We start from the raw sequence: 23,621 nt of genomic DNA, 5'->3' as shown, positions 1-23,621 counted from the left end.
AGCTGGCATAAAACCTGCATCAACCTCTTCATCAGCCGCCGCCGCCGCGGTCAATTCGACTCGATCGGAGCCCAAGATGCATGCAGAAACCCTTCCCACCCCGTCCGTCGCCCAGCCCGAGGCCAAGCTGTCCGGCGACATGTTCGGCGTCCTGATCAACCTGTCCGGCCGGCGGCGCTTTACTTCCCAGCGGGTCGTGCTGTATTCGGTACTGGCCTCGATCGGCCATGACGGCGCGGACCAGACCGCCCGTGAAACGCTGGCGGCGTTCAAGGATGCACATATCACGCTGGTGCAGGGCAAGCAGGGGGTGCCGGGCATCTTCTGCCAGCAGTTGCATGACGCCTATTTCGGCACGCTGCGGGGGGACCGGATGATCCGCGATTTCATCGCATTGGCCGAGAATACGCTGGACGCCATCGCCGCGGTGTCGCGGCGCGCGCCGGCGTTGCTCGATGAGCTGGTGCGCAGCGCGACACCGCTGCTCAGCGTGCTCAACGCCCTGACCCTGGTGTACGAAGAACAATCCAAGCGCCATGCGCTCCAGCAGCGCAGGCAGATGCAGGAATTGATGGGTGACATTAAAACCATCGCGCGGCAGGCACGCATGGTCGCCTTCAACGCCCAGGTCGTTGCCGCGCGCGCCGGCCACGTCGGCAGGGAGTTCGCCGTGGTGGCGAGCACGATGAGCGACGTCACCGGCGAGATCGACGAATTGGTGCAGAGCGCCCTGGCGGGGGCGTTGACGGCCTGACGCGGCCTCGTCATTCGAAGCCCAAGTTTGAACTGGCTCAGCAACTTTCCCGCCGTATCGGATCAAAAAATTGTAGTTTCTGCGAGCAACAGTCTCGTGCACTGAGCCATGCTCCGTTCCCCATCGGCGGCGTTCCAGCGTCGCCCCCACCAACCGCATTTCCGGCTTTATCCAACGCCGTTCACGTAACGGCATTTTTCATTCTGGCGCCTCGTATTGTTCGTTCAGTGGCAGCTTGATAAGCCCAACCACGTCCATGGCACAAAATGGCCCAGGGGAAATGCGCTGCCGCTACAATATGACGATGTATACAGCCGGCCTTATCTGCGAACTTGCCCTACGCCTGCACCGTTCCGGTGAAGCGCAGCTTCGGCTCCGCTTTCCGCCACTCGAAGGCGGCGGCTACACAGACCACACTGCTCCGATCCTTCGTTTTGACAAAAAGGCGCATCAGGTCCGTCAGTTCGCCGGTTTTCCAAGCCAGCCAGTTTTCCTCTTGGCCCCTGGCGTGCGCTTGAGCCAAGGGGCTGAGCCGTGCACGCGATCAAACACCTTGCGCCGTATCGGTTGTAGCCGGGCAACAGACCCGCAATTTGGGACGGAGGAACAAGCATGACGCCAGAAACCAAGGCCCGTCAGCAGATCGACCAGAAACTCGAACAAGCCGGCTGGGTGATTCAGGACATGAAACAGTTGAACCTGTCAGCCGGATTGGGCGTGGCCATACGTGAGTACACTACCGACACCGGCCCGGCCGATTACGTGCTGTTCGTGGATCGCGTGGCCTGCGGCGTAATCGAGGCCAAGAAAGACAGCGCTGGCGAGAATCTCACCGCGACCGAAAGCCAGACCGAGCGCTACGCCAGCGCCAACCTCAAATGGCGCCAGGACAACACGCCACTACGCTTTCTGTTCGAGGCCACCGGCCAGATCATCCGCTTCACCGATAACGCCGACCCGGCACCGCGCTCGCGCGAACTGTTCCACTTCTTCCAGCCCGACCAACTCAAGGAATGGCTGGCCCAGCCCGACACCCTGCGACGCTGCCTCGCAGAGCAGATGCCCGCGCTGCCCGAACAAAACCTGCGCGACTGCCAGATCAGCGCCGTCATCGGGCTGGAAAAATCGCTGGCGCAGAACAAGCCCCGCGCGCTGATCCACATGGCTACCGGCGCGGGCAAGACTTTCACCGCCATCACCGCCGTCTACCGCCTGCTCAAGTTCGGCGGTGCCAAGCGCATTCTGTTCCTGGTCGATACCCGTAACCTCGGCAAGCAGGCGCACCAGGAATTCATGGCCTATACGCCGCCGGACGATGCGCGCAAATTCACCGAACTGTACAACGTGCAACGGCTGGCATCTTCCAGCATCGACCCGCACGCGCAAGTGTGCATCAGCACCATCCAGCGCATGTACTCCATCCTTAGCGGCGAGCCCATCGAAGAAGCCGCCGAGGACTTGTCGCTCAACGAGGTGCAGCAAACGGCCAGGCAGGAAAAGCTGGTGCGCTACAACGCGGCGATTCCGGTCGAGGAATTCGACTTCATCATCATCGACGAGTGCCATCGCAGCATCTACAATCTGTGGAAGCAGGTGCTCGACTACTTTGATGCCTACCTCATCGGCCTTACCGCGACGCCGGACAAACGCACCTTCGGCTTCTTCAACGAGAACATCGTTGCCGAATACAGCTACGAAGACTCGGTGGCCGATGGCGTCAATGTCGGCTATGACGTGTACGAGATCGTCACCGAAGTCACCCGGAAAGGCGCGGAGCTAAAGGCAAAAGAATGGGTGGACCATCGCGACCGCGCCACCCGCAAGAAGCGCTGGGCCGAAACTGAGGAAGACACCGCCTACTCTGCCAAAGAGCTGGACAAATCGGTGGTCAATCCGAGCCAGATCCGGCAGGTGATCCAGGCCATGAAGACGGCGGTGGAAACGCAGATCTTCCCCGCCCGCAAGGAAACGCCGAAGACCCTCATCTTCGCCAAGACCGACAGCCATGCCGACGACATCATCAACATCGTGCGCGAGGTCTACGGTCAGGGTAACGCGTTTTGCCGTAAGGTCACCTACAGTGAAAAGGACGCCGATGGCGTGCTGGCGAGCTTTCGCAACGACTTCCATCCACGCATCGCCGTCACCGTGGACATGATCGCCACCGGCACCGATGTGAAACCCCTGGAAGTGCTACTCTTCATGCGAGATGTTCGCAGCAAGGGCTATTACGAACAGATGAAAGGCCGTGGCGTGCGTAGCCTCGACGCCGACAGCCTGAAGCGCGTCAGCGGCAGTGCCAACGGCGCCAAGACTCGCTTCGTACTGATCGATGCGGTGGGCGTGGAAAAATCCTGCAAGACGGAAAGCCGCTCGCTGGAAAAGAAACCCGGCGTGGCGCTCAAGGATCTGCTGCAGGGCGTGGCCTTGGGACACCGCGACGACGACACCGTGCTGTCACTGGCCAACCGCCTGGTACGCCTCAACAAGCAGCTCGACGACAAGGCCAAGGCCCGCATCGAAAAGCACAGTGGTGGCATCCCGCTGGGCGACCTGGGCAAGGCGCTGATCCATGCGCTGAACCCGGATGCCATTGTGCAAACCGCGCTCGCCACGGCGAAAGCGAAGGAAATCACCCGTGACGAAGACAGCTTGCTCCCCGAAGAAATCGAGGCCGCTCGCAAGACCCGCGTGATGGCAGCCTGCGCGCTTTTCGACATACCGGAGCTGCGCGACGAAATCGAAAACGCCCGCCGCGAGCGCGAGCAGCTCATCGACCACATCAACCTTGACCAGGTGACATTCAGCGGCTTCTCTGAGCAGGCCGAGCTGCAGGCACAAAAGGCCATCCAGAGCTTTGCCGACTACCTCAAGGCGCACAAGAATGAAATTACAGCCCTCGGCTTTTTCTACGCCCAACCCTACCAGCGGCGTGCGCTCACTTTCGATATGATCGAAGAGTTGCACGAGCAGTTGAGCCGTCCGCCGCTGATGCTCACCACCGAGCGGCTGTGGAGCGCCTATGCGCGGGTGCAGGCCAGTCAGGTGAAAGGCGTGGATAAGAAACGCCAGCTTACCGATCTGGTGTCCCTCGTGCGTTTCGCGCTCGGGTTGGACGGCGAACTTAAACCGTTTGCCGACGAAGTGGACCGGCGCTTCCAGGCCTGGATCTGGCGTCACAACGCCCAGCGCGGGACGGCCTTCACGCCCGAGCAGACCGAATGGCTGCGGCTGATGAAGGAGCACATCGCCAGCTCATGTTCGATCAGCCGCCAGGATTTTGATTACGCCGAACTGGCCGGCAAGGGTGGGCTGCAGAAGGCTTGGGGGTTGTTTGGCAAGGAGCTGGATACGCTGATGAATGAGATGAATGAGGAGTTGGTGGCGTGAGCAGGTTTCTGAAGCTGCCGCTCGCAGAGCTGTGCGAGAAGATCACTGATGGCACGCATCACTCGCCACCGAATGGCCCAATCGGTGCGTTCAAGTACGTCACCGCGAAGAACATCAAGCCGTGGGGTTTGGACCTTGAAGATATAACTTATGTCGATGCGGAGATGCATGCTGAGATTTATTCGCGTTGTGATGTTCGAAAGGGAGATGTCCTATATGTCAAAGACGGTGCCGGTACCGGTGCGGTCGCATTGAATACACTGGATGAGCCCTTCTCACTGCTATCAAGTGTTGGTGTTCTTCGTCCTGGTCCGGCGCTGTTTCCAAAGTACTTGCTGTACGCGCTCCAAGAGCCGGATACCAAGCGATCAATGCTCGATAACGTTGCCGGTGTTGCAATAACCCGGCTGACGCTTAAAAAGCTCAATGCTTCTGAGATTCCAATCGCGCCGCCGGCCGAACAAGCCCGCATCGTCGCAAAGCTCGAAGAACTGCTGTCCGACCTCGATGCCGGCGTTGCGGAGCTGAAGGCTGCGCAGAAGAAGTTGCAGCAATACCGCCAGTCTCTGCTCAAGGCGGCCGTGGAAGGCGCGCTCACGGCCTCATGGCGTGAAGCACACCGTGCTGCGAACACGCCCCTTGAGACCGGCGCGCAACTGTTGGAGCGCATCCTCCGCGAGCGGCGTGCCCGCTGGGAAAAAAAGCAGCTCGCCAAGTTCAAGGAACAAGGTAAAACCCCGTCCAAGGATTGGCAAAAGAAATATCCCGAGCCCGTCGCGCCAGACACCACTGGCCTGCCGGAGCTGCCGAAGGGGTGGGTGTGGGCATCGTTAGATCAACTGCTGAGCCGATTGCGCAGCGGCACTGCCGAAACCTCGACGAGAGAATTGACGCCGTATCCGGTTCTCAAATCGAGTGCAGTCCGCCAAGGGAAGATTGACTTTGGTGCGCTCAACTACCTGCACGCAGATCAGTGCCGCAATGACGATTACCTGGAGGACGGTGACCTGCTCATCTCGCGGCTGAGTGGTTCGGTGGAATACGTCGGATGTTGTGCCGTTGTCCAAGCGGTTCCGCCGATGTCGGTTCAGTACCCGGACCGGATCTTTTGCGGCAAGCTGTCATCGCCTTCACAACACATAGCTATCCATGTGGTGAATACCCTACGCAGTCCGAGCGCACGCATTCGGATTGAAGCGGCTGCAAAATCCACCGCTGGGCATAAGCGGATTTCCTTGAGTGATTTGCATCCTTTTCCGGTGCCGTTGCCGCCTCTTGCAGAAATGGCAGCTCTCGGAGAAATCGTGCAGACCGCGCTTACATGCTCGGATGATATGGAAGCCGCGCTAGAACTGGCACGCAAACAATCCACCGCTCAACGCCAAAATATCCTCCGCGCCGCCTTCGCCGGCCAGCTAGTGCCGCAAGACCCGGACGACGAACCGGCCAGCATGCTGCTCGAACGCATCCGCAGCGAGCGCGCCGCGCAGCCCGCCACGAAAAAGCCGCGAGGGCGCAAGACAGAGGAAGCCGCAGCATGAATGACTTGGCTGAGGAGCCGTGGAGCGAGGACGATTTCGCCGGCCTGGCCGAATCCTGCGATCTGGAGTGCAAGGCGGCACAGGGGCGCGATGGGCGTGGCGAACTGCCGGAGGATTTCTGGAAGAGCTACAGCGCCATGGCCAATACCGACGGCGGGGTCATTCTATTGGGCGTGCAGGAGAAGCCGCGCGGGCAGTTCCGGGCGCTGGGGCTTTCCGATGTCGAGCGGGTGCGCAAGGCGCTGTGGGATAACCTGCATAACCGCAAGCAGATCAGCCTCAATTTGTTGAGCGAGACCGACGTCCAGCCGATCCAAGTCGCCGGCAAAACGATGCTGCAGGTGCGGGTGCCACGCGCGGTTCGTCAGCAGCGGCCTGTACATGTGGGCAGTAATCCGTTCGGCGGCACGTGGCTGCGCCGCTTTGAAGGCGACTACGCCGCCGATGATGAAGCGGTGCGCCGTATGCTGGCAGAGCGTGTGGAAGATGCGCGCGACGAGCGCGTGCTCAAGGGCTTTGATTTCAGCGACTTGGACATGGACACTGTAGCTGCCTACCGTAACCGCTTTGCAGCAGTAAAGCCGGGGCATGTGTGGACAGATCTGCCCGTGCCGGAATTTCTTGAGCGCATAGGCGCCTGGGGCAAAAACCGCGAAGAAGGCTATAGCGGGCTGCGGCTGGCGGGCCTGCTGATGTTCGGCCGCGCCGAGGTGATTCGCGACGCGTTGCCGCATTACATGGTGGATTTTCAGGAGCGTCCCGAGGCCAAAACCGAGAGGCGCTGGATCGACCGCTTGGTGCCGGACGGTAGCTGGTCAGGCAATCTGTACGACTTTTTCCGCCGCGTGTACCAGAAGCTCACGGCCGAGCTGAAAGTGCCGTTTCTGTTGCAGGATGGGCAGCGGGTGGAAGACACTCCTGTGCACGAAGCTCTGCGCGAGGCGCTGGCCAATACGCTGATCCATGCGGACTACTCGGGACGCGTGTCGGTGCTGGTGGTCAAGCGGCCGGATATGTATGGCTTTCGCAATCCGGGACGGATGCGCATTCCGCCCGAAATCGCCATTCATGGCGGTAACAGCGATTGCCGCAACCGCCGCGTGCAGACCATGTTCCAACTGGTGGGCTATGGTGACCACGCCGGTTCAGGCTTGCCCAAGATTTACACCAACTGGGCAGGCCAGCACTGGCGCCGCCCGGTGTTATACGAGTTGCCGGAGCCTGAGCAGACGCTAATGGAGTTGCGCATGAGCAGCTTGGTGCCGGCGCAAGCCATTGCCGAGCTGACAAAGCTGTTGGGCGCGCGTTTTGCCGCGCTGCCAGAAACCGCGCGCCTGGCCCTCATCACGGCGCAGGTGGAGGGACTGGTTAGCCACGACCGACTCAAGCAGATCTGTACCGACCATCCCGCCGATCTGACAAAGATGCTGCGCGGCCTGGTGCGGGACGGTTTTCTGGTACCGGACGGCGCTGGCCGAGGAATGGTTTATTTTCTCCCTTGGCAACGGCGCTCGGCAGCGACTGTTTTTGACTTGGCCGATCAGGCCGGTTCGGCGACTAGCGCTGATGTTGTACCACCGGAGCTCACTGGCGTATCACCGGAGCTAGCAGCTCTACCACCGGAGCTAGTCGCCGTACCACCGGAGCTTGAGTCGCCAGCTTCCGTGTCGGTCGGGCCTTATCTCGACTGGTCAGCGCTCCCCGAAGCGCTGCAGACCCAACTGATCGAACAGGGCCGCATGGTATCCGGGCAAGGGCGCGTGGCCCCGGCAGCCCTGCGGGAAACTGTTCTGGCGCTCTGTACCAATCGCTTGCTGGGGCTGCGTGTGCTGGCACAGGCACTGCGGCGCGACCCGGACGATCTGCGCAAACGAACACTCACTCCCATGGTCAAGGAAGGCGCTCTGCGCACCGCTTATCCTTCCATGACGGACCCACGGCAAGCGTACACCGCTTCGACCAATTCTGCGGAAAACAAGGAATGAACACTTCCACCCTCATCCAGAAAGTCTGGAACTTTTGTCACACGTTGCGCGATGACGGCGTGGGCTATGGCGATTACCTGGAGCAGCTCACCTACCTGCTGTTCCTGAAGATGGCGCACGAGTATGCGCAGGAGCCGTACAACCGTGACACGCATATTCCCAAGGGCTTTGACTGGGCCGCCCTGCGCGGCAAGACCGGCGAGCCGCTGGAAGCGCACTATCTCGCCACACTGCACAAGCTGGGTTCCGGGCCGGGCATGCTGGGCGCGATCTTCTTCAAGGCGCAGAACAAGATCCAGGACCCGGCCAAGCTCTCGCGCCTGGTGCAGATGATCGACGAGCAGAGCTGGGTGGGCATGGATGCCGACACCAAGGGTGATTTGTACGAAGGGCTGCTGCAAAAGAACGCGGAGGACACCAAGAGTGGCGCTGGCCAGTACTTCACGCCGCGTGCCGTGATCCAGGCCATGGTGGAGTGTGTGCGACCAGAACCGGGCAAGACCATTGCCGACCCGGCCTGCGGCACGGCGGCTTCTTCCTCGGTGCCTACAACTGGTTGACCCGCCCGAACGCCACGTTGAACAAGACGCAAAAGGCTTTTTTGCGCGATGCAACCTTCCATGGCAACGAGATCGTGCCCAACACACGCCGCCTGTGCCTGATGAACCTGTTTCTGCACAACATCGGCGAGTTGGACGGCGAACCTTCGGTTGATCGTTCGGATGCCCTGATCGCGGAACCCAAATGCAAGGTGGATTACGTGCTGGCCAACCCACCGTTTGGCAAGAAGAGCAGCATGACCATCACCAACGAGGAGGGTGAGGAAGACCGCGACGCGTTGACCTACGAACGCCAGGACTTCTGGGAAACCACCTCGAACAAGCAGCTTAACTTCCTGCAACACATCGTCAGCATGCTGAAGGTAGATGGCAAGGCCGCCGTGGTGTTGCCCGATAACGTGCTGTTTGAGGGTGGTGCTGGTGAGAAGATTCGCAGGAAATTGCTGGAGACCTGCGACGTGCACACCATCTTGCGCCTGCCCACGGGCATCTTCTATGCGCAGGGTGTGAAGGCCAATGTGGTGTTCTTCGACAATGCGCCCAAGGACGGCCGTGTTCATACCAAAGGCGTGTGGTTCTACGACCTGCGCACCAACAAGCACTTCACGCTGAAGACACGCACACTGAAGCTCGATGACTTGCGGGACTTTATCGCCTGCTACCATCCGGAAAACCGTCACGAGCGGCAAGAAACCGAACGCTTCAAGTACTACCGCTACGAAGACCTGATCGCCCGGGACAAGGCCAGCCTGGACATCTTCTGGTTGAAAGACGAAAGCCTGGACAACCTCGATAACCTGCCGCCACCCGACGTGCTGCAGCAAGAAATCATCGAGCATCTCGAAGCGGCTTTGGCCTCGTTTCGAGACGTGGCAGTCGGATTGCGTGGAAACTGACATCCACGTAGTTGGACTGTCGCGCATGTCCAAGTATTCAAACATGCTGAACAATTTCGCGTCCAACGTTACCGCGCCGGCCGGCTACATGGACATCAATGCCCGCCACGTCATCGATACAAGCGTTCCCCGCCGTGTCGATGAACTGCGGGCCGATGTCGCTGCGTCGGCGTCGGCGTCGCCATGTTCGAGGATTTCGCCTTGAATACCTGCTGAATCACGTAACGCATCGAGGGCAGCGACGACCAGGCCGATCTTATCGTTGTAAACGAATGCGTTGTTCATGAATTTCTGCCTTTCACGTCACGTGAACGCGGTAAAAATATGAACACGGATACCGCATTTTCACGCCTCCACCTGCGCCCCCAGCGGCATCCGGTTCAGCCGCACATACGCATCCAGCACGTCGGTCTTGTGCACGGCGCCGAGCAGTTCGGGATCGTCGTGGCTGCGCACGGCCGGCAGGCGCTCGCCGTGGTGGCGCATGAACTGGCGCAGCGCGTCTTCCAGTCCCATGTCGGCGCTGACGACCGGCAGCACGTCCGGGCGGACGATGTCGGCGCAGGTGCGGCCCGCGGCGTCGTCCTGCTGGTACAGCGCGGCGACGTCGTGCAGGGCCACCACGCCGCGATAGCGCCGCGTGTCGTCGACGAGGTAGACGTATTTCACCGGGTGCTGGCGGAACAGCGCGGCCGCCTGCGCGATGGAAGCGTCCAGCGGCAGGACGGTGTCGGCGGGGCGGATCAGTTCCTGCATGCGGATGGCGCGCAGGCGTTCGCGTTCGTGCTCGTCGGCTACGCGGCGCGCCGTGATCTCGTACATCGACGGCCCGTTCACGGCGCGCGCGACGGCGAAGGCGACCACGCAGGCCAGCATCAGCGGCAGCATCAACGAGTAGCTGAGCGTCATCTCGAAGATCATCAGGATCGCCATCAGCGGCGCGCTCGTCGCGGCGGCGAGCATGGCGCCCATGCCGACGGCAACGAAGGCGGGCGGCGCCGCCGCCGTTTCCGGCCACAGCGCCTGCGGCACCAGCGCGAACAGGTGGCCGACGGCCGCGCCGACGAACAGCGTGGGCGTGAAGATGCCGCCGATGGCGCCGGAACCGCTGGTGAGCAGCGTGGCCGCGATCTTGCAGACGAGGACCGTGAGGACCGCCTGCCATAGCCACGATTGATGCAGCAGCGAGTTCACGACGCTGTAGCCGTTGCCCCAGACCTGCGGCACCCAGACGGAGATGGCGCCCACGCCCAGGCCGCCGAGCGCGAGCCGCAGCGGCAGCGGCAGGCGGCTCGCGGCGAATAAGCGGCGCGTGTGCTGCAGCGCGTACAGGAAGGCCGGCGCGATCAGGCCCGCGAGCACGCCGAGCAGCACGAACCACACGACCTCCATGTTGGCGATCGGCGCGAAGTCCGGCATCTCGTACGTCGGGTGATAGCCGGGCAGGCGGCGCATGGTGATGTTGGCGACGACGGCGGAGACCATGATCGGCCCGAGGCTGTTCATCGTGATGGCGCCGAGGATGATCTCGGTGACGAAGAAGGCGCTGGCGATGGGGGCGTTGTAGGCCGAGGCGATACCGGCCGCCGCGCCGCAGGCCACGAGCAGGCGCAGGCGCACGGTGTTGAACCGGGCGACGCGGCCGACGACGGACGCGGTCATCGCGGCCAGCTGGATCATCGAGCCTTCGCGGCCGATCGAGCCCCCGGACGCGATCGACAGCAGCGACGACAGGCTGTTGACGAGCGTGAGCTGCACCGGCACCTTGCCGTCGCCGACGGCCACCACTTCCATGTAGTCGGCACGCACGCCGCCGGCATGGCGCCGCGCCAGCACCAGCAGGCAGCCCGCGAACAGGCCGCCGGCGCAGGGCATCAAGAGGCGCGTCAGCCACGGCAGCGAGGTGGCGATGTCGACGAAGGAGCCGCTGCGGCCGAACAGGCGCGCCTGCAGCAGGGTGAGGCCGTCGCGGAAGACGAGCGTCGCCAGCGCGCCGGCGCAACCGACCAGCGCCGCCCACATCAGGATGGCATTGGCGCGCAGCAGCTGCGTCAGTCGTGCGCGCAGTCGATCGGTCGAAGAAGCGTTCATGTTGTGGTGGCAGGGTCTGGCGTGGCGTCCAGGCCGGCAACTATAACAAAGTCGGCGGCGTCCTGCGGTTTTACACGGTTCCCGTCAACATGCCGAAATCGACGCGCACCGCCAGCCCGCGTCCACCGGGGCCGGCATCGAGCGCGATGCGGGCGCCGTTGCGGGCCGCGGCCCGTTCCGCGATCGCCAGACCCAGGCCGCTGCCGCCCTGGTCCTGGCCGGGCACGCGGTAGAAGCGTTCGAACACGCGCGTGCGCAGCGCGGGCGCGATGCCGGGGCCCTGGTCCGTCACGACGATGCACGTCGCGCCATTGTCCAGGTCGAGGCGCACCTCCACGCGGCCGCCGGCCGGCGAATACTTGACCGCGTTGCCGACCACGTTGTCGAGCAGTGCGGCCATGCTCTCGCGGTGCAGCGGCAGGACGGCGGGATGGTCCGCGCGCAGCTCCAGGTCCACGTCGCGCTGCAGCGCCAGCGGCGCGGCCAGGGCCAGGCGCTCGCGCAGCAGGTCGGCCAGGTCCAGGTCCCGCAGCGGCGCGTCCGCCGGGGCCTGGCGCGCCCGCTCGAAGGCGAGCAGCTGGTGCACCGTGTGCGTGGCGCGCGCCACGCCTTCGCGCAGGCCGGTGCCGGCGTCCAGCCGCTGGGCCGGATCGGCCGCCGTCTCCAGCAGGTGGGCATTGATCTGCATGACCGACAGCGGCGTCTTGAGCTCGTGGGCCGCGTCGGCCAGGAATTCGTGTTCGCGCGCCAGCCGGTCGGACAGGCGCCGCATCAGGCGGTTCACGGCGTCCACGACGGGCGCCAACTCGCGGTAGGGCGACGCGGGCAGCGGCGCCAGGCCGGCCCGGGACTCATGTTCGCGCGCCTCGAGCGCCTGCGCCACCGCGTTGAGCGGACGCAGTCCCATGCGCACGATGAACCAGGCCGGCAGCAGCACGAACGGCAGGCTGTAGACGAGCGGCGACAGCAGGTATTTCGCGGCCGAGGGCGTGAACACCCAGTCGACGTTGGGTTTTTCGCGCCGCTCCACCGTGATGCCGCGCGCGGCGTCCCGCTCGGTCCAGCGCTCCCACCCGTCGTCCAGCGGCGCGCCCGGCGCCGAGTCGTACGCGAGCCGGCCGCCCAGCCACACGCGGGCGCGCGCGTGCGTCTCGAAGCCGGCTTCGCGGAACATGTCCAGGCGCAGCGCTTCGATGCCCCGGCCGATGCGCGCCAGCGCCGCCGGATCGGGCGGCAGCGACTGCATGTTCAGCATGATCTGGCGCGTCCAGGCCCGATTGACGATCGCGGTCTGGCGCCGCTGGTCCACCTTTACCTGCCACACGATGTGCGCCAGCGCGGCCAGCCAGATGCCGAGCATGACGAGCAGGAAGCCCGCCAGCAGGCGGCGCAGTAGCGATTTCGGCGGCGCCGCGTCAGCGGCCGTCGTCATGGCGCACCATGTAGCCGACGCCGCGCACGGTGCGGATGTAGCCGTCGCCGATCTTCTTGCGCAGGTTCGAGATGTGCACGTCCAGCGTCTGGCCTTCGCTGTACGGCAGCACGCCCTGTTCCAGTTCCATGCGGGTGACGATACGGTCCGGGTTGCGCACGAGCGCGTGCAGCAGCGCGAACTCGGTCCGGGACAGGTTCACCGGCGCGCCGCGGCAGGTGGTGTGCATGCTGCGCGCGTCGAGGGTCAGGTCGCCGACCTGCCATACCGAATCGGCCTGTGCGCCGCCGGCGCGGCGCACGACGGCGCGCAGGCGGGCCAGCAGCTCGGGGATGTCGAAAGGTTTGATGAGATAGTCGTCGGCGCCGCCGTCGAAGCCCGCCAGGCGGTCCTGCAGGCTGTCGCGCGCCGTGATCAGGACGGCGGGAAGCGCGTGGCCGGCCGCGCGCAGGCGGCGCAGCAGCGCGACGCCGTCGCAGTCGGGCAGGCCCAGGTCCAGCAGCAGGGCGTCGTGGCGGCCCTCGTCCAGCAGGCGCGCGCAGTCGCCGCCCAGGCGCACCCAGGTGACATCGTGGCCGTCGTTGTGCAGCACCGACTGCAGCGCGCGGCCCAGCGCCAGGTCGTCTTCCACGAGTAGGAGTCGCATGAGGACAAGTATAGCGACGCGCTTGCGCGCTGCCTATCTAGCCCGAAGACGGCATGAAGACGGCGTGAAGATTGGGCGTGCCGCGCGCACCTACAATACCGCCACCTCAACGACAGGATCCGCCATGCGCCTGATTGCCCTGCTGTTCGTCTTCCTGAGTGCCGCGGCGCACGCCGCCGACTGGCCCATGTTCACGGGCGGCCCCGCGCATGCGGGCCGCGTGGCCGGCGTCGCCGGCGGCATCCGGGCCTTCCGGCTGGCGGGACGGTTCGACGTCCACGCGGCGATCCACGCGTCGCCGGTGGCGGCGCAGGGCCGGGTGTTCGTCGGCGCGGAGAACGGCAACCTGTACGCGCTCGACGCGGCGTCGCACGCTTTGCTGTGGCTGTACCACGCGCGCGGCGGCATCGCGTCGACGCCGGCCGTGGCCGACGGCACCGTCTACTTCCTCGACCGCGCCGGCAGCGTGCAGGCGCTCGGGGCCGCCGACGGCGTCCCCGTCTGGTCGTTCCGCACCCAGGGCGAGGCGGTGTTCGCCGCGCACGGCATGTTCGGCCTGCCGCGCGACGGCCACCCGGTGCTCGACCCCTGGGATTTCTACTTGTCTTCGCCGCTCGTCCACGACGGCATGGTCTACGTGGGGAGCAGCGACGGCTGCGTGTACGCGCTCGATGCGAAGGATGGCAAGCTGGCGTGGGCGTGGCATACGGGCGGGATGGTGCATTCGTCCCCGGCGCTGGCGGGCGGGAACATCGTCGTCGGCAGCTGGGACGGCGCCGTGTACGCGCTGGATGCGCGCACGGGCGAACTGCGCTGGCGCCACCAGACGGGCGTCGAGCAGAAGGTCAGCATCAACCTGGGCATCCAGGCGTCGCCCGCCGTCGACGGCGACACGGTCTACGTCGGCTCGCGCGACGGCTTTTTCTATGCGCTGGATGCCGCCAGCGGCAGATCGAAATGGCGCTACGACGCCAAGGGCAGCTGGATCGTCGGCACGCCGGCGGTGGACGGCGACAACGTCTACGTCGGCACGTCCGACACCGGCCTGCTGCTGGCGCTGGACAAGCGCAGCGGCCGGGAACGCTACCGCTTCGAGACGAAGGTGTGGACGTTCGCCTCGCCGCTGCGCGTGGGCGACGTCGTCGTGGCGGCGTCGATGAAGGGCGAATTGCACGCGCTCGACGCGGCGACGGGACGCGCGCGCTGGTCGTGGCGCAGCCCGGCGCTGCTTGCCAACGAGGCAGGCGTCGTCGACCCGGCCACGGGCAAGTTCGACAACGACCGCATGTTCAAGGGCGGCGCGTACGCGCTGTATGCGGGGCTGGAACACGTCAAGCGCCTGGGCGCCTTCATCGCATCGCCGGCCTGGTACGACGGCCGGCTGATCGTCGCCGGCGCGACCGGCGAGGTGCTGTTCTTCGAGCCGCTGCGCTGACGCGGGCGAGCGGCGTCATTTGCCGAGAAACTGCGGTCAGCATGTCGCGCCTGAGATACTTTCGCCGGTGCGCAAGTTGAATCCAAAATGACAGGTGTAGCCGTCCGGATCGCGCACGCATGACACGTTGCCCTTGTAACGCTCGTAGTGGCCTTTGTCGCTGCTACACGCATCCTTTGCCTTCGCGTCGGGGTACATCGAATCGAACATCTCTTTCGCCAGCGGGCCGCTGACCGAGAACGAGATTTTCCGGTCGCCGGATGTGGGAGGCTGCTCTTCACCCAGCACGCCCGAATAGATGAGATAGGAGCCCTTGAAGGGCTTGTATTGCCACCATTCGCCCCGTTCGGCGGCGTAGGATAGGGAGAGGGTGGCGATCGCGCCGAGCGCGAGTACAAGTACAAGGGGGCGCTTCATGGCAGCAGCTTGACGTGGAAATGGTGGTCGTGGTCCCTGAACGGCCTCACAAAAGGGATCGAGAGGTCGTTGAACAGGATCGTCTGAACGCCGGCATAGGCGTGGAACATTGCGATCAACTTGGCCGTGGCGTCATGGTCGTACAGCTCGTGCTGATACCAGAAAACCGGGTCGTGGCGGCCATCCTTGCGAAGTGGCCGTATGTCCACTTCCAGCCCGGTCCTGTGCGTATTGTGGTGCTCGTACGGCACGCCGCCCGCGAGACTGATGTTCCCGACGCCGAACTGGCGGCTGTCGATCGCGGACCATTCGCGCTCGACGTACAGCAGCATCGACATCATGGCAGGATGGGCATACTGGCCGCGTCCGTTGGGCGGCGTGCCATAGACGTAGTATCCGGCATCCTCGGGTGCCTGTGGAAGCATGAAGAAGTGCCGCGTGTCTTGCGGCTGGATCGGAACTCCGGAGTTGGCCATGGCCGGCTCCCCATCATGCGACTTTGTTGGCAGCGAGGTCCCAGCCGCCGGCCGTGTTGCCGGCGGTGCCGCCGCCGATCTTCTGCTGGGTGTACTTCCACTTGATTTTCGAGAACCGAAGGCCGATCGAGTCACGCAGAATACTCCCTTCGTGCACGCCCTGGGTAATCGAGGCGATTATGACGTTCTCCAGCTCGACTTCGTAATACTTCACCGGTTTGCCGTCGCCATCGGCCCGCATGAACTCCAGCTTGGCCTTGGGAAGGGTCTTGCCCATCGAGCAGTGCTGCATCAGGATCGGTGAGGCAAGGTCTGCGAGCTTCGTCACCGTCAAAGCCTGGTGCTCGCATCGTTCAGCAGTATGGCCGCCTCCCGTCGATGCCGTTGCGCTCCTGGGTTGGGTCACACCCCAGACGGCGGTCATGAGTTCGATCCACCCCTGATGTGCGGAATCGGCCGACTCGCCCTTGATGCCGTCGATTTGCAAATACGCGTCAATTGCCATGATGCCTCCGTTGAGTTTATTTGTCGAAATTTTGCCCGCTCTCACCTGCGACGGATTGTCTGTCCGCAAGCGAGATCTGCTGCTCGATCAGAGCATGTACCCGTTATTCGGGCCTGGAACCCGTCAAGCGCCTGGCGCCTTCGTCGCATCGCCGGCCTGGTACGACGGCCGGCTGATCGTCGCCGGCGCTACGGCTTGCCGCCCGTGGCCCGGTGCGCCTGGTTGTTGCCGCCTTCGAGGGTGTTGCTGCACTGGAGCACGTTGCCCGCCGCGGTCTGGATCGTGAACGCGGCGATGTCGATGCCCGCGCCCGGTTCGCCCCGGTCGACCAGGTTGAACCAGATGTAGGCCGGCTCGCCGTTCAGGCGCCCGCTGCCGGCGCCGTAATACGTGTCGAACGGCGCGTCCGGCGTGGTGGCGTCGGGACCGGTGCACAGGCCCCGGGTCAGTGACGTCAGGTGGAAGTGCTCACCCGTCGACAGATTGACTTCCAGGTTGTTGGGGCGCGATATCGTGCCGTTCTGCTGGCAATGCAGCTCGTAGCCGAACGTGTAGCGGTAGGCCGCGCCGGGGCAGATGAGGGAGCCGCCGCCCGTCATGCGGCCGGCTTCCGGCGGCGTGCTGCAACAATCGGCCCAGGCCGCACCGAAGGCGGAAGACAGCAACAACGCTGCCAGGACGTGGCGGGACGGGCAAGGTAATGCGTGGGTGTGCATGCGTCGATCTCCGTGATGGCGAGGACTTGGGCAACGGCCCGCCGCAATGGCGGGTCATGACATTTTTGCATGTAATAAAAACATCTTACGGATGTGCGCGTGCGCCAGGGTGACCGCAACCCAGCATTCGCCAACATGTTGAGAACGGTCAGGCGGCTTTACTAAAGAGCCGCGAGGTTGGGCCTGCAGGGCAGGCAGGGGCGTGCCGGCCCCGTCGCGGGCGGTTTAGTGATCATTGCTAAACTGCGCCGCAAAGGCCGTCTCGCGTTTGACCCTCCCATCGGCCCGATGCAGAATCCGCCGCACAACGGTCCCGGCCGCCCCGCGCCGGGACAACACGCCCATTCCCGGAGACTCCCATGCGCCAAGCCAGTTCGGGCCCGTCCACGCCCGTCGCCCGCCTACCCCGTACCTTGAATGTCGCGCTCGCTATGCTGCTGGCGGCGTCCGCCGCGCTGGCGCCCGGCGCCGATGCGGCCACGTGGGGACCGTTCAATGCCGAATTCCCGGCCGCCAGCGATGGCCTCGCCAAGCAGCCTCCCAAGGGCATGACGCTGGCCGGCCAGCGCGGCTTCGCCATCGGCGGCTGGTTCAAGCCGTCCGAGCCGGGCCGCGGGACGGTCCTGTTGGCCGGCGTGGCCGGTATCGGATACCTGTGCAGCGCCGAGGGTAATGTGGCGTTTTGCGGATCGGGTGCGCCCGTTCGCACGGACGTGCCGCTCGGCGCGGGCATCTGGACCCATGTCGCGGCCAGCCGGGACGGCGGCCGCGTCGTCCTGTACGCGAACGGCCGCGAGGTCGGCCGGCAGGACGCGGGCGGCGCGCAAGCCGACGCCCCGCAACTCGTGATCGCGCCGCGCACCGGGGCATCGAGCGGTTTCGCCGGCCGCGTCGCGGGATTGATGGTGGCGGACGAAGCGCTGGACGCGCAGGCCGTCGCACGCCTGGCGGCGGCACGGCCGGACGAGGCGTTGACCGTGTTCGAGACCGGCAGCCCGCATTGGCCCCTGCAGACGCACCAGATGGCCGGCCAGCTTGCGCCGCAGGACGCGTGGACGCTGCCCAGGAGCGCGGCGCCGGCGTCGCGCCCCGTCGCCGTGCCGGCCTACGCCGGAGCGGCGCTGGAAAAGCGCGGCGCCAACACCTGGACGATCCGCGCCTGGACGCTGCAATCCGCGGACAAGGCACCGGAATCCCCCCGCCGGATCTCGAGCGGCGGCTACGATGCGTCGCGCTGGTACAAGGCCACCGTGCCCGGCACCGTGCTCACGACACTGGTCGACCGCGGTGTGTATCCGGATCCGGCGCATGGCCTCGACAACCTCGCGATTCCGGAGAGCCTGAGCCGACAGGACTGGTGGTATCGCGCCAGCTTCGTCCTGCCGCCCGATCATCGGCCGGGCCGGCATCTGTTCGTCACCTTCAATGGCATCAACTACGCAGCCGAGATCTGGGTCAACGGCCGCCGCGCCGGCATGACGCGCGGCGCTTTCGTGCGCGGCACTGTCGACCTGGGTCCGTACGTCGACCCCAACGGCGAAAACGTCATTGCGGTCAGGGTGTCGCCGCCGCCGCATCCCGGCATCGCGCACGAGGAATCCATCGCGGCCGGCGTCGGCGAGAACGGCGGCGTGCTGGCGCAGGACGGTCCGACCTTCATCGCGACCGAGGGCTGGGACTGGATCCCGTCCGTGCGCGATCGCAACACGGGCCTGTGGCAGGACGTCGTCCTGCGCAGCACGGGCGACGTGCGCGTGGGTGATGTGCACGTGATCACCGCGCTCGCGGCCGACAACGGCGAGGCCGACATCGGCATCGAGGTGCCGGTGACGAACGTGTCGAACCGGACCGTGCGCGCGACCGTGCGCGCCACCGTCCGCGACCGTGCCGGCACGCTGACGCCGATCGTCGTGAGCCGGACGCTGGACGTGGCGCCGGGTTTGCGGACGGTGCGGTTCTCGGCGCGCGAATTCGCCGCGCTGAAGATCGAACATCCGCGCCTGTGGTGGCCGAACGGGTACGGCAAGCCGGAATTGCACGATCTCGACGTCGACGTGCTGCAGGGGACGGCGCTGTCAGACCACGCACGCACCGCCTTCGGCATCCGCAGCGTGACGTACGAGCTGTCGCTGGTCGATCATACGGGCCATTTGCGCCGCGTGGAGGCCGACTTCACGAAGGGGCACGAGCTCGGCATCCGCATCACGGACGCCCGCCACGAGGCGCTGCGCAAGATCGCGGACACCCGCTGGGCGACCGGGCTGCGCGCGGAAGCGGAGGGAACACCGGCCATCCGGGACCTGTCCGACACCCGCCTGACGCCTTACCTCGTCATCAAGGTCAACGGCGTGCGCATCGCGGCGCGCGGCGGCAACTGGGGCATGGACGACTTCATGAAGCGCGTCGACCGCGCGCGCCTGGAACCGTACTTCCGCCTGCACCGCGACGCGAATCTGAACATCATCCGCAACTGGGTCGGCCAGGATACGGAAGAAACGTTTTTCGAACTGGCCGACGAGTACGGCCTCATGGTGCTGAACGATTTCTGGGCCTCGACGCAGGACTACAACATCGAACCGCAGGACGTCGACCTGTTCATGGCGAATGCGGTCGACGTCGTGCGCCGCTTCCGTAATCATCCCTCCATCGTCGCCTGGTTCGGCCGCAACGAGGGCGTACCGCAGCCGGTGCTCAACGAACGGCTGGAAAACCTGATCTACGCGGAGGACGGCACGCGCTGGTACACGGGCAGCTCGAACCGCGTCAACCTGCAGAACAGCGGGCCCTACGACTACCAGCCGCCGGAGACTTATTTCACGACGCATGCCAAGGGCTTCGCCGTCGAGGTGGGGACGCCGTCGTTCCCCACGCGGGAAGCGTTCGAGGCCTTCGTTCCGCCGTCCGAGCGCTGGCCGCTGGGCGACACGGCCGCGTATCACGATTGGCACGCCAGCGGCAATGGCCGCGTCGAACCGTTCATGAAGGCGCTCGAACGACAGCACGGCGCGCCCGCCTCGCTCGCCGACTTCGAACGCAAGGCACAGTTGATGAACTACGAATCGCACCGCGCCATCTTCGAAGGCATGAACGCGGGCCTGTGGCGCGAGAACAGCGGGCGCATGCTGTGGATGACGCAGCCCGCGTGGCCCAGCACGATGTGGCAGATCCTCAGCCACGATTACGATACGCACGCCGCCTACTACGGCACGAAACACGCGTCCGAACCCGTGCACGTGCAACTGAACCTGCCCGGTCACGCCGTCGACGTCATCAACAATCCGGTCGCGCCGCTCGAGAACGCGCGTGTCGCGTTCGAGGCGTACACGGTCGACGGCCGGCTGGCCGGCAGCGCCGCGGCCACCGTCAGCGTGGCCGGCGGAGACACGTCCGGCCCCATCGACCTGGGTATCGGCCCGCTGCTGGCACGCGAGGGACTGCTGGTCGTGAAGCTGACGTTGACCGACGGCGCGGGGCGCACGCTCTCGGACAACGTGTACTGGCCGGCCTCGAGCCCGGACCGCCGGCGCAGCCTCGATACGCTCGCCAGCGTGCCGCTGGCCGTGCGCGCCGTCGGCCACGCGGACGGTGCCACGCGCAAGGTCGACGTCACGCTCACCAATCCATCGAAGGTGCCGCTGCTGAACGCGAAACTGACCTTGACGACGGCCGCCGGCGCGCGCGTGCTGCCCGTGTACTGGTCGGACAACTACGTGTCGCTGATGCCGGGCGAGAGCCGGACCGTCAGCGCCGAATTCACGGGCGCGCAGGGCGCGCTCAAGGTCGCCGTGCGCGCCTGGAACGGCCCGGAACGGGCGGTCGCGGTGGAGGCGGCACGGCCGTAATCGTGCTGCAGCGCGGCGCGACAAGCCCGTTGTTTAGTAAAGACGAAGAAACTGAAACGTGTCCGGCGAAATTTTTTGATTTTACGAATCGCGCTTGAAATACTCGTTCGGACGGGATCGGTGCGCCGGTCCCCTGTCCCGACCACGTGCCGGTTCCCGCATCGCCGGCACGCATAATCCAGAAGACCAAGGAGATATGATGCTGCATCCGATGAAACGGACGGCCATGAGCGTGGCCGTCGCCAGTGCCTGCACCTTCGCCGCAATGTCCGTCCACGCACAGACCGACGCCCAGGCCGCGGCCCAGACCGCACAACCCGCCGACACGATCCCGGAAGTGACGGTGACCGCCACCCGCTTCAGCACCTCGCTGCTCAAGACGCCGGTCGCCGTGACCGCGCTCTCGCAGGACCAGTTGACCCGCAAGGGCGCCACCAACATCCGCGACCTGGCCAACGAGATTCCCAACGTCACCATCGACTCGGGCCTGGACAACGGCGTGCAGATCACGATCCGCGGCATCACGTCCACCAACTTCACCGAGACGGGCGACCCGGCCGTGGGCTTTCACGTCGACGGCCTGTACTCGCCGCGGCCGCAGGGCGCGCAGGCGCTGATGTTCGACATCGACCAGCTCGAGGTGCTGCGCGGCCCGCAGGGCACCCTGTTCGGCCGCAACTCGACGGGCGGCAGCATCAACGTGATCACCGCCAAACCCGACTTCACCGGCAACTACGGCAAGGTCGAAACGGACTTCGGCAACTACAACAAGAAGCAGGTCAACTGGGTACAGAACGTCGTCGTCAACGACAAGCTGGCCCTGCGCGGCTCGTTCATGCGCGTGCGCCGCGACGGCTACGCCGACCAGCACCAGGACCTGTCGGAGGCGAACGTGCCGTCGAAGGGCTGGATCCCGAACGGCGTGCCGGACGTGGACATGCGCTACAACCGCCAGGTCCGCCCGTCCGACTACTACACCAACCAGAACGAGTGGGCCGCGCGCCTGCAGGCTCTCCTGCGCGTCAACAAGGACCTGACCCTGCACGCCGCGTACGAGCACTTCCAGGATTCGGGCGCCGGCTACGCGTTCTTCCGCGACTGCGCCGCAGGCGTCGGCACGCGCTACGCCTGCACCCATGACGACTTCTACATCAACGTCAACGTGCCGGGCCAGACCGACATGAAGATCCGCACGGTGCGCGCAGGCGCGGACTGGAACGTCAACGACCGCACCGCGGTCAGCTACAACTTCGCCATCGCCGACCAGCGCCGCAGCCAGATCTCGGACGACGACATGGGCCTGCAGAACGCGCCGTCGTGGGCCGACATCGCCCCGTTCCCGAATACGAAGGACGGCAACTGGGGCACCTGGCCGCTGCGCGACACGTGGCACCGCACCGCGGATTCGCGCTACCTATCGACCGTGCACGAACTGCAGCTCAAGCAGAAGCTGGGCTCCCTGAAATACGTGTCCGGCCTGTTCTGGATGCACGAGCGTAACCGCATCGACTACGAAATGACGGAAGCGATCCAGCATCCGTTCGGCGATCCGGGCAGCGTCGTGTACGCGCAGCCGAACCGCCAGATCGATTCGAAGGCCCTGTTCGGCCAGGCCGACTGGTCGTTCGCGCCGAAGTGGACGGCCACGCTGGGCGCACGCTACAGCCGCGATTCGAAGGAAGACAAGGGCGGCAAGGTGTACGGCGCCAACTGGATCGGCAACCCGGCCTATTACCGCGGCCTGTACGACCGCGGCATTCCGGGCACGCCGAGCTTCGAAATCCACGACGGCACCGACCTGACGCAGCAGATGGGCTGGGCCGGCGGCGGACCGATCGCCTATGCCGGCTACGCCAACGCGACCAACAACGATCACAAGGAAACCTGGGGCAAGACGACGTGGCGCGCCGGCCTGCAGTACCAGATCACGCCGCGCCAGATGATGTACGCGTCCGTCTCGACGGGCTACAAGGCGGGCGGTTTCGCGGACAAGGTCGACAGCTGCAACTACCACCTGTGCGCCGCCACCGGCAAGCCGGGCGTGGCGACCTTCCTGCCGTACGGCCCGGAGACCGTCACCAACTATGAACTCGGCTGGAAAGGCCGCTTCCTCGACAACCGCCTGAGCCTCTCCGCCACCGCCTTCTACATGCGCTACAAGGACATGCAGCTGACGGGTAACTACTTCATCAACCAGATCATCCCGGACGACGGCAAGCCTTGCCCGGCCGACCGGCCCAAGTGCGACGTGTACGAAGCCTGGCGCACGATCAACGTCGGCGACACACGCATTCCGGGCCTGGAACTGGAGTGGGATTACAAGCCCTGGCACGGCGCGCGTCTGGGCGGCGGCTTCGGCTTCATCGACACCAAGGTGCACGGTTTCTACAACTACAGCGACGACTACCAGTGCGGCGACGTGCGCGCGGAATTCGGCGTCCAGCCTTGCCCGGCCATCTACAACGGCCCGGACAAGTCCCTGCTGGGCCGTCGCCTGTACAACATCGACGGCAACCACCTGCCGAACACGCCGAAGTACCAGGTGTACCTGAACTTCTCGCAGGAGTTCGACCTGCCGGGCGGCTACCGCGTCACGCCGTACGTGAAGGTGAACTGGCGCGACAAGGCTTATTTCGACCTGCGCAACTCGGACTGGGCCGGCATCGGCCGCTACCAGGCCGCGTATGCGCTGGCGGATGCGTCGGCGCGCCTCGATTCGCCGGACGGCAACTGGTATGCGGAGGCCTACGTGCGCAACGTGACGGACAAGCGCGCCAAGACGAGCAGCGATTCGCTGTGGGGCGGCTTCATGAAAGCCACCTACGTCGAGCCGCGCATGTTCGGTATCCGCGCGGGCTTCAACTACTGAAGACTGCCTGAAGATATTCCGTTCCCGGCGCGGCTAGAATGAGCCGGGCGCTCATCATGGAGGTCA

The 23,621-nt window shown here is 65.0% G+C and carries 15 protein-coding genes and 1 pseudogene; 8 read left to right on the top strand and 8 right to left on the bottom strand.

What is annotated here, in order from left to right; genetic code table 11:
* Positions 1-76: 76 nt before the first annotated feature.
* From ISF28_RS13850 to ISF28_RS31185, 5 genes and pseudogenes are all read left to right on the top strand, one after another.
* Positions 77-754, top strand: coding sequence for a methyl-accepting chemotaxis protein (locus ISF28_RS13850; RefSeq protein WP_198117767.1), 678 nt, complete (start codon positions 77-79; stop codon positions 752-754).
* A gap of 612 nt (positions 755-1,366) precedes the next feature.
* The gene (locus tag ISF28_RS13845; RefSeq protein ID WP_198117766.1) at positions 1,367-4,144 is read left to right on the top strand and encodes a type I restriction endonuclease subunit R; all 2,778 of its coding nucleotides are present in this window, start codon (positions 1,367-1,369) and stop codon (positions 4,142-4,144) included.
* The gene (locus ISF28_RS13840) at positions 4,141-5,685 is read left to right on the top strand and encodes a restriction endonuclease subunit S (RefSeq protein WP_198117765.1); all 1,545 of its coding nucleotides are present in this window, start codon (positions 4,141-4,143) and stop codon (positions 5,683-5,685) included. The genes ISF28_RS13845 and ISF28_RS13840 overlap by 4 nt, the downstream gene beginning before the upstream one ends.
* A complete protein-coding gene (locus ISF28_RS13835) occupies positions 5,682-7,670 on the top strand; it encodes an RNA/DNA-binding domain-containing protein (RefSeq protein ID WP_198117764.1) in 1,989 nt (662 codons plus the stop codon). The genes ISF28_RS13840 and ISF28_RS13835 overlap by 4 nt, the downstream gene beginning before the upstream one ends.
* Positions 7,667-9,126, top strand: a pseudogene (locus ISF28_RS31185) (class I SAM-dependent DNA methyltransferase). The gene ISF28_RS13835 and the pseudogene ISF28_RS31185 overlap by 4 nt, the downstream one beginning before the upstream one ends.
* 84 nt (positions 9,127-9,210) lie before the next feature.
* Here ISF28_RS31185 and ISF28_RS13825 read toward each other — a convergent pair.
* The 4 genes from ISF28_RS13825 to ISF28_RS13810 form a co-directional block, all read right to left on the bottom strand.
* Entirely contained in the window at positions 9,211-9,411 is a 201-nt protein-coding gene (locus ISF28_RS13825; RefSeq protein ID WP_198117763.1) for a hypothetical protein, read from the bottom strand.
* Between the two features lie 60 nt (positions 9,412-9,471).
* The gene (locus tag ISF28_RS13820; RefSeq protein WP_198117762.1) at positions 9,472-11,217 is read right to left on the bottom strand and encodes a ClcB-like voltage-gated chloride channel protein; all 1,746 of its coding nucleotides are present in this window, start codon (positions 11,215-11,217) and stop codon (positions 9,472-9,474) included.
* Positions 11,218-11,287: 70 nt separating this feature from the next.
* Positions 11,288-12,649, bottom strand: a complete 1,362-nt coding sequence (locus ISF28_RS13815) for an ATP-binding protein (RefSeq protein WP_198117761.1) — start codon at positions 12,647-12,649, stop codon at positions 11,288-11,290.
* A complete protein-coding gene (locus ISF28_RS13810) occupies positions 12,633-13,295 on the bottom strand; it encodes a response regulator transcription factor (protein WP_198117760.1) in 663 nt (220 codons plus the stop codon). Before ISF28_RS13810 ends, ISF28_RS13815 begins: the two co-directional genes overlap by 17 nt.
* A gap of 124 nt (positions 13,296-13,419) precedes the next feature.
* On the opposite strand from ISF28_RS13810, the gene ISF28_RS13805 reads away from it, so the two are divergent.
* Positions 13,420-14,730, top strand: coding sequence for an outer membrane protein assembly factor BamB family protein (locus ISF28_RS13805; RefSeq protein ID WP_198117759.1), 1,311 nt, complete (start codon positions 13,420-13,422; stop codon positions 14,728-14,730).
* A gap of 36 nt (positions 14,731-14,766) precedes the next feature.
* Here ISF28_RS13805 and ISF28_RS13800 read toward each other — a convergent pair whose 3' ends face one another.
* From ISF28_RS13800 to ISF28_RS13785, 4 genes are all read right to left on the bottom strand, one after another.
* Entirely contained in the window at positions 14,767-15,147 is a 381-nt protein-coding gene (locus ISF28_RS13800; protein ID WP_198117758.1) for a hypothetical protein, read from the bottom strand.
* Positions 15,144-15,623 carry a penicillin-insensitive murein endopeptidase gene (locus tag ISF28_RS13795; RefSeq protein WP_198117757.1) on the bottom strand — a complete coding sequence of 160 codons (480 nt, stop codon included), beginning with the start codon at positions 15,621-15,623 and terminating at the stop codon, positions 15,144-15,146. Before ISF28_RS13795 ends, ISF28_RS13800 begins: the two co-directional genes overlap by 4 nt.
* 13 nt (positions 15,624-15,636) lie before the next feature.
* Positions 15,637-16,128: an Hcp family type VI secretion system effector gene (locus tag ISF28_RS13790; RefSeq protein ID WP_198117756.1), complete on the bottom strand. Its 492-nt coding sequence runs from the start codon at positions 16,126-16,128 to the stop codon at positions 15,637-15,639.
* Between the two features lie 188 nt (positions 16,129-16,316).
* On the bottom strand, positions 16,317-16,844 hold the full coding sequence (locus ISF28_RS13785) for a hypothetical protein (protein ID WP_198117755.1): 528 nt from the start codon (positions 16,842-16,844) through the stop codon (positions 16,317-16,319).
* Positions 16,845-17,203: 359 nt separating this feature from the next.
* On the opposite strand from ISF28_RS13785, the gene ISF28_RS13780 reads away from it, so the two are divergent.
* Positions 17,204-20,686 (top strand): glycosyl hydrolase 2 galactose-binding domain-containing protein, encoded by a 3,483-nt coding sequence (locus ISF28_RS13780; protein WP_198117754.1) that lies wholly within the window; start codon positions 17,204-17,206, stop codon positions 20,684-20,686.
* A 199-nt stretch (positions 20,687-20,885) separates the two neighbouring features.
* Positions 20,886-23,555, top strand: a complete 2,670-nt coding sequence (locus ISF28_RS13775) for a TonB-dependent receptor (RefSeq protein WP_198117753.1) — start codon at positions 20,886-20,888, stop codon at positions 23,553-23,555.
* Positions 23,556-23,621 lie beyond the last annotated feature (66 nt).

Origin of the sequence: Massilia rhizosphaerae (assembly GCF_016093545.1) — a bacterium.
Classification (GTDB): Bacteria; Pseudomonadota; Gammaproteobacteria; order Burkholderiales; family Burkholderiaceae_D; genus Telluria; species Telluria rhizosphaerae.
The sequence above is the reverse complement of the archived record's forward strand: the minus strand, read 5'-3'. Positions and strand labels throughout refer to the sequence as shown.

Excerpts from the sequence above, each read along its gene's own strand:
- ISF28_RS13850 (WP_198117767.1), top strand. The coding sequence starts at position 77 with ATGCATGCAGAAACCCTTCCCACCCCGTCCGTCGCCCAGCCCGAGGCC.
- ISF28_RS13845 (WP_198117766.1), top strand. The coding sequence starts at position 1,367 with ATGACGCCAGAAACCAAGGCCCGTCAGCAGATCGACCAGAAACTCGAA.
- ISF28_RS13835 (WP_198117764.1), top strand. The coding sequence starts at position 5,682 with ATGAATGACTTGGCTGAGGAGCCGTGGAGCGAGGACGATTTCGCCGGC.
- ISF28_RS13825 (WP_198117763.1), bottom strand. The coding sequence starts at position 9,411 with ATGAACAACGCATTCGTTTACAACGATAAGATCGGCCTGGTCGTCGCT.
- ISF28_RS13820 (WP_198117762.1), bottom strand. The coding sequence starts at position 11,217 with ATGAACGCTTCTTCGACCGATCGACTGCGCGCACGACTGACGCAGCTG.
- ISF28_RS13815 (WP_198117761.1), bottom strand. The coding sequence starts at position 12,649 with ATGACGACGGCCGCTGACGCGGCGCCGCCGAAATCGCTACTGCGCCGC.
- ISF28_RS13810 (WP_198117760.1), bottom strand. The coding sequence starts at position 13,295 with ATGCGACTCCTACTCGTGGAAGACGACCTGGCGCTGGGCCGCGCGCTG.
- ISF28_RS13805 (WP_198117759.1), top strand. The coding sequence starts at position 13,420 with ATGCGCCTGATTGCCCTGCTGTTCGTCTTCCTGAGTGCCGCGGCGCAC.
- ISF28_RS13800 (WP_198117758.1), bottom strand. The coding sequence starts at position 15,147 with ATGAAGCGCCCCCTTGTACTTGTACTCGCGCTCGGCGCGATCGCCACC.
- ISF28_RS13795 (WP_198117757.1), bottom strand. The coding sequence starts at position 15,623 with ATGGCCAACTCCGGAGTTCCGATCCAGCCGCAAGACACGCGGCACTTC.
- ISF28_RS13790 (WP_198117756.1), bottom strand. The coding sequence starts at position 16,128 with ATGGCAATTGACGCGTATTTGCAAATCGACGGCATCAAGGGCGAGTCG.
- ISF28_RS13785 (WP_198117755.1), bottom strand. The coding sequence starts at position 16,844 with ATGCACACCCACGCATTACCTTGCCCGTCCCGCCACGTCCTGGCAGCG.
- ISF28_RS13780 (WP_198117754.1), top strand. The coding sequence starts at position 17,204 with ATGCGCCAAGCCAGTTCGGGCCCGTCCACGCCCGTCGCCCGCCTACCC.
- ISF28_RS13775 (WP_198117753.1), top strand. The coding sequence starts at position 20,886 with ATGCTGCATCCGATGAAACGGACGGCCATGAGCGTGGCCGTCGCCAGT.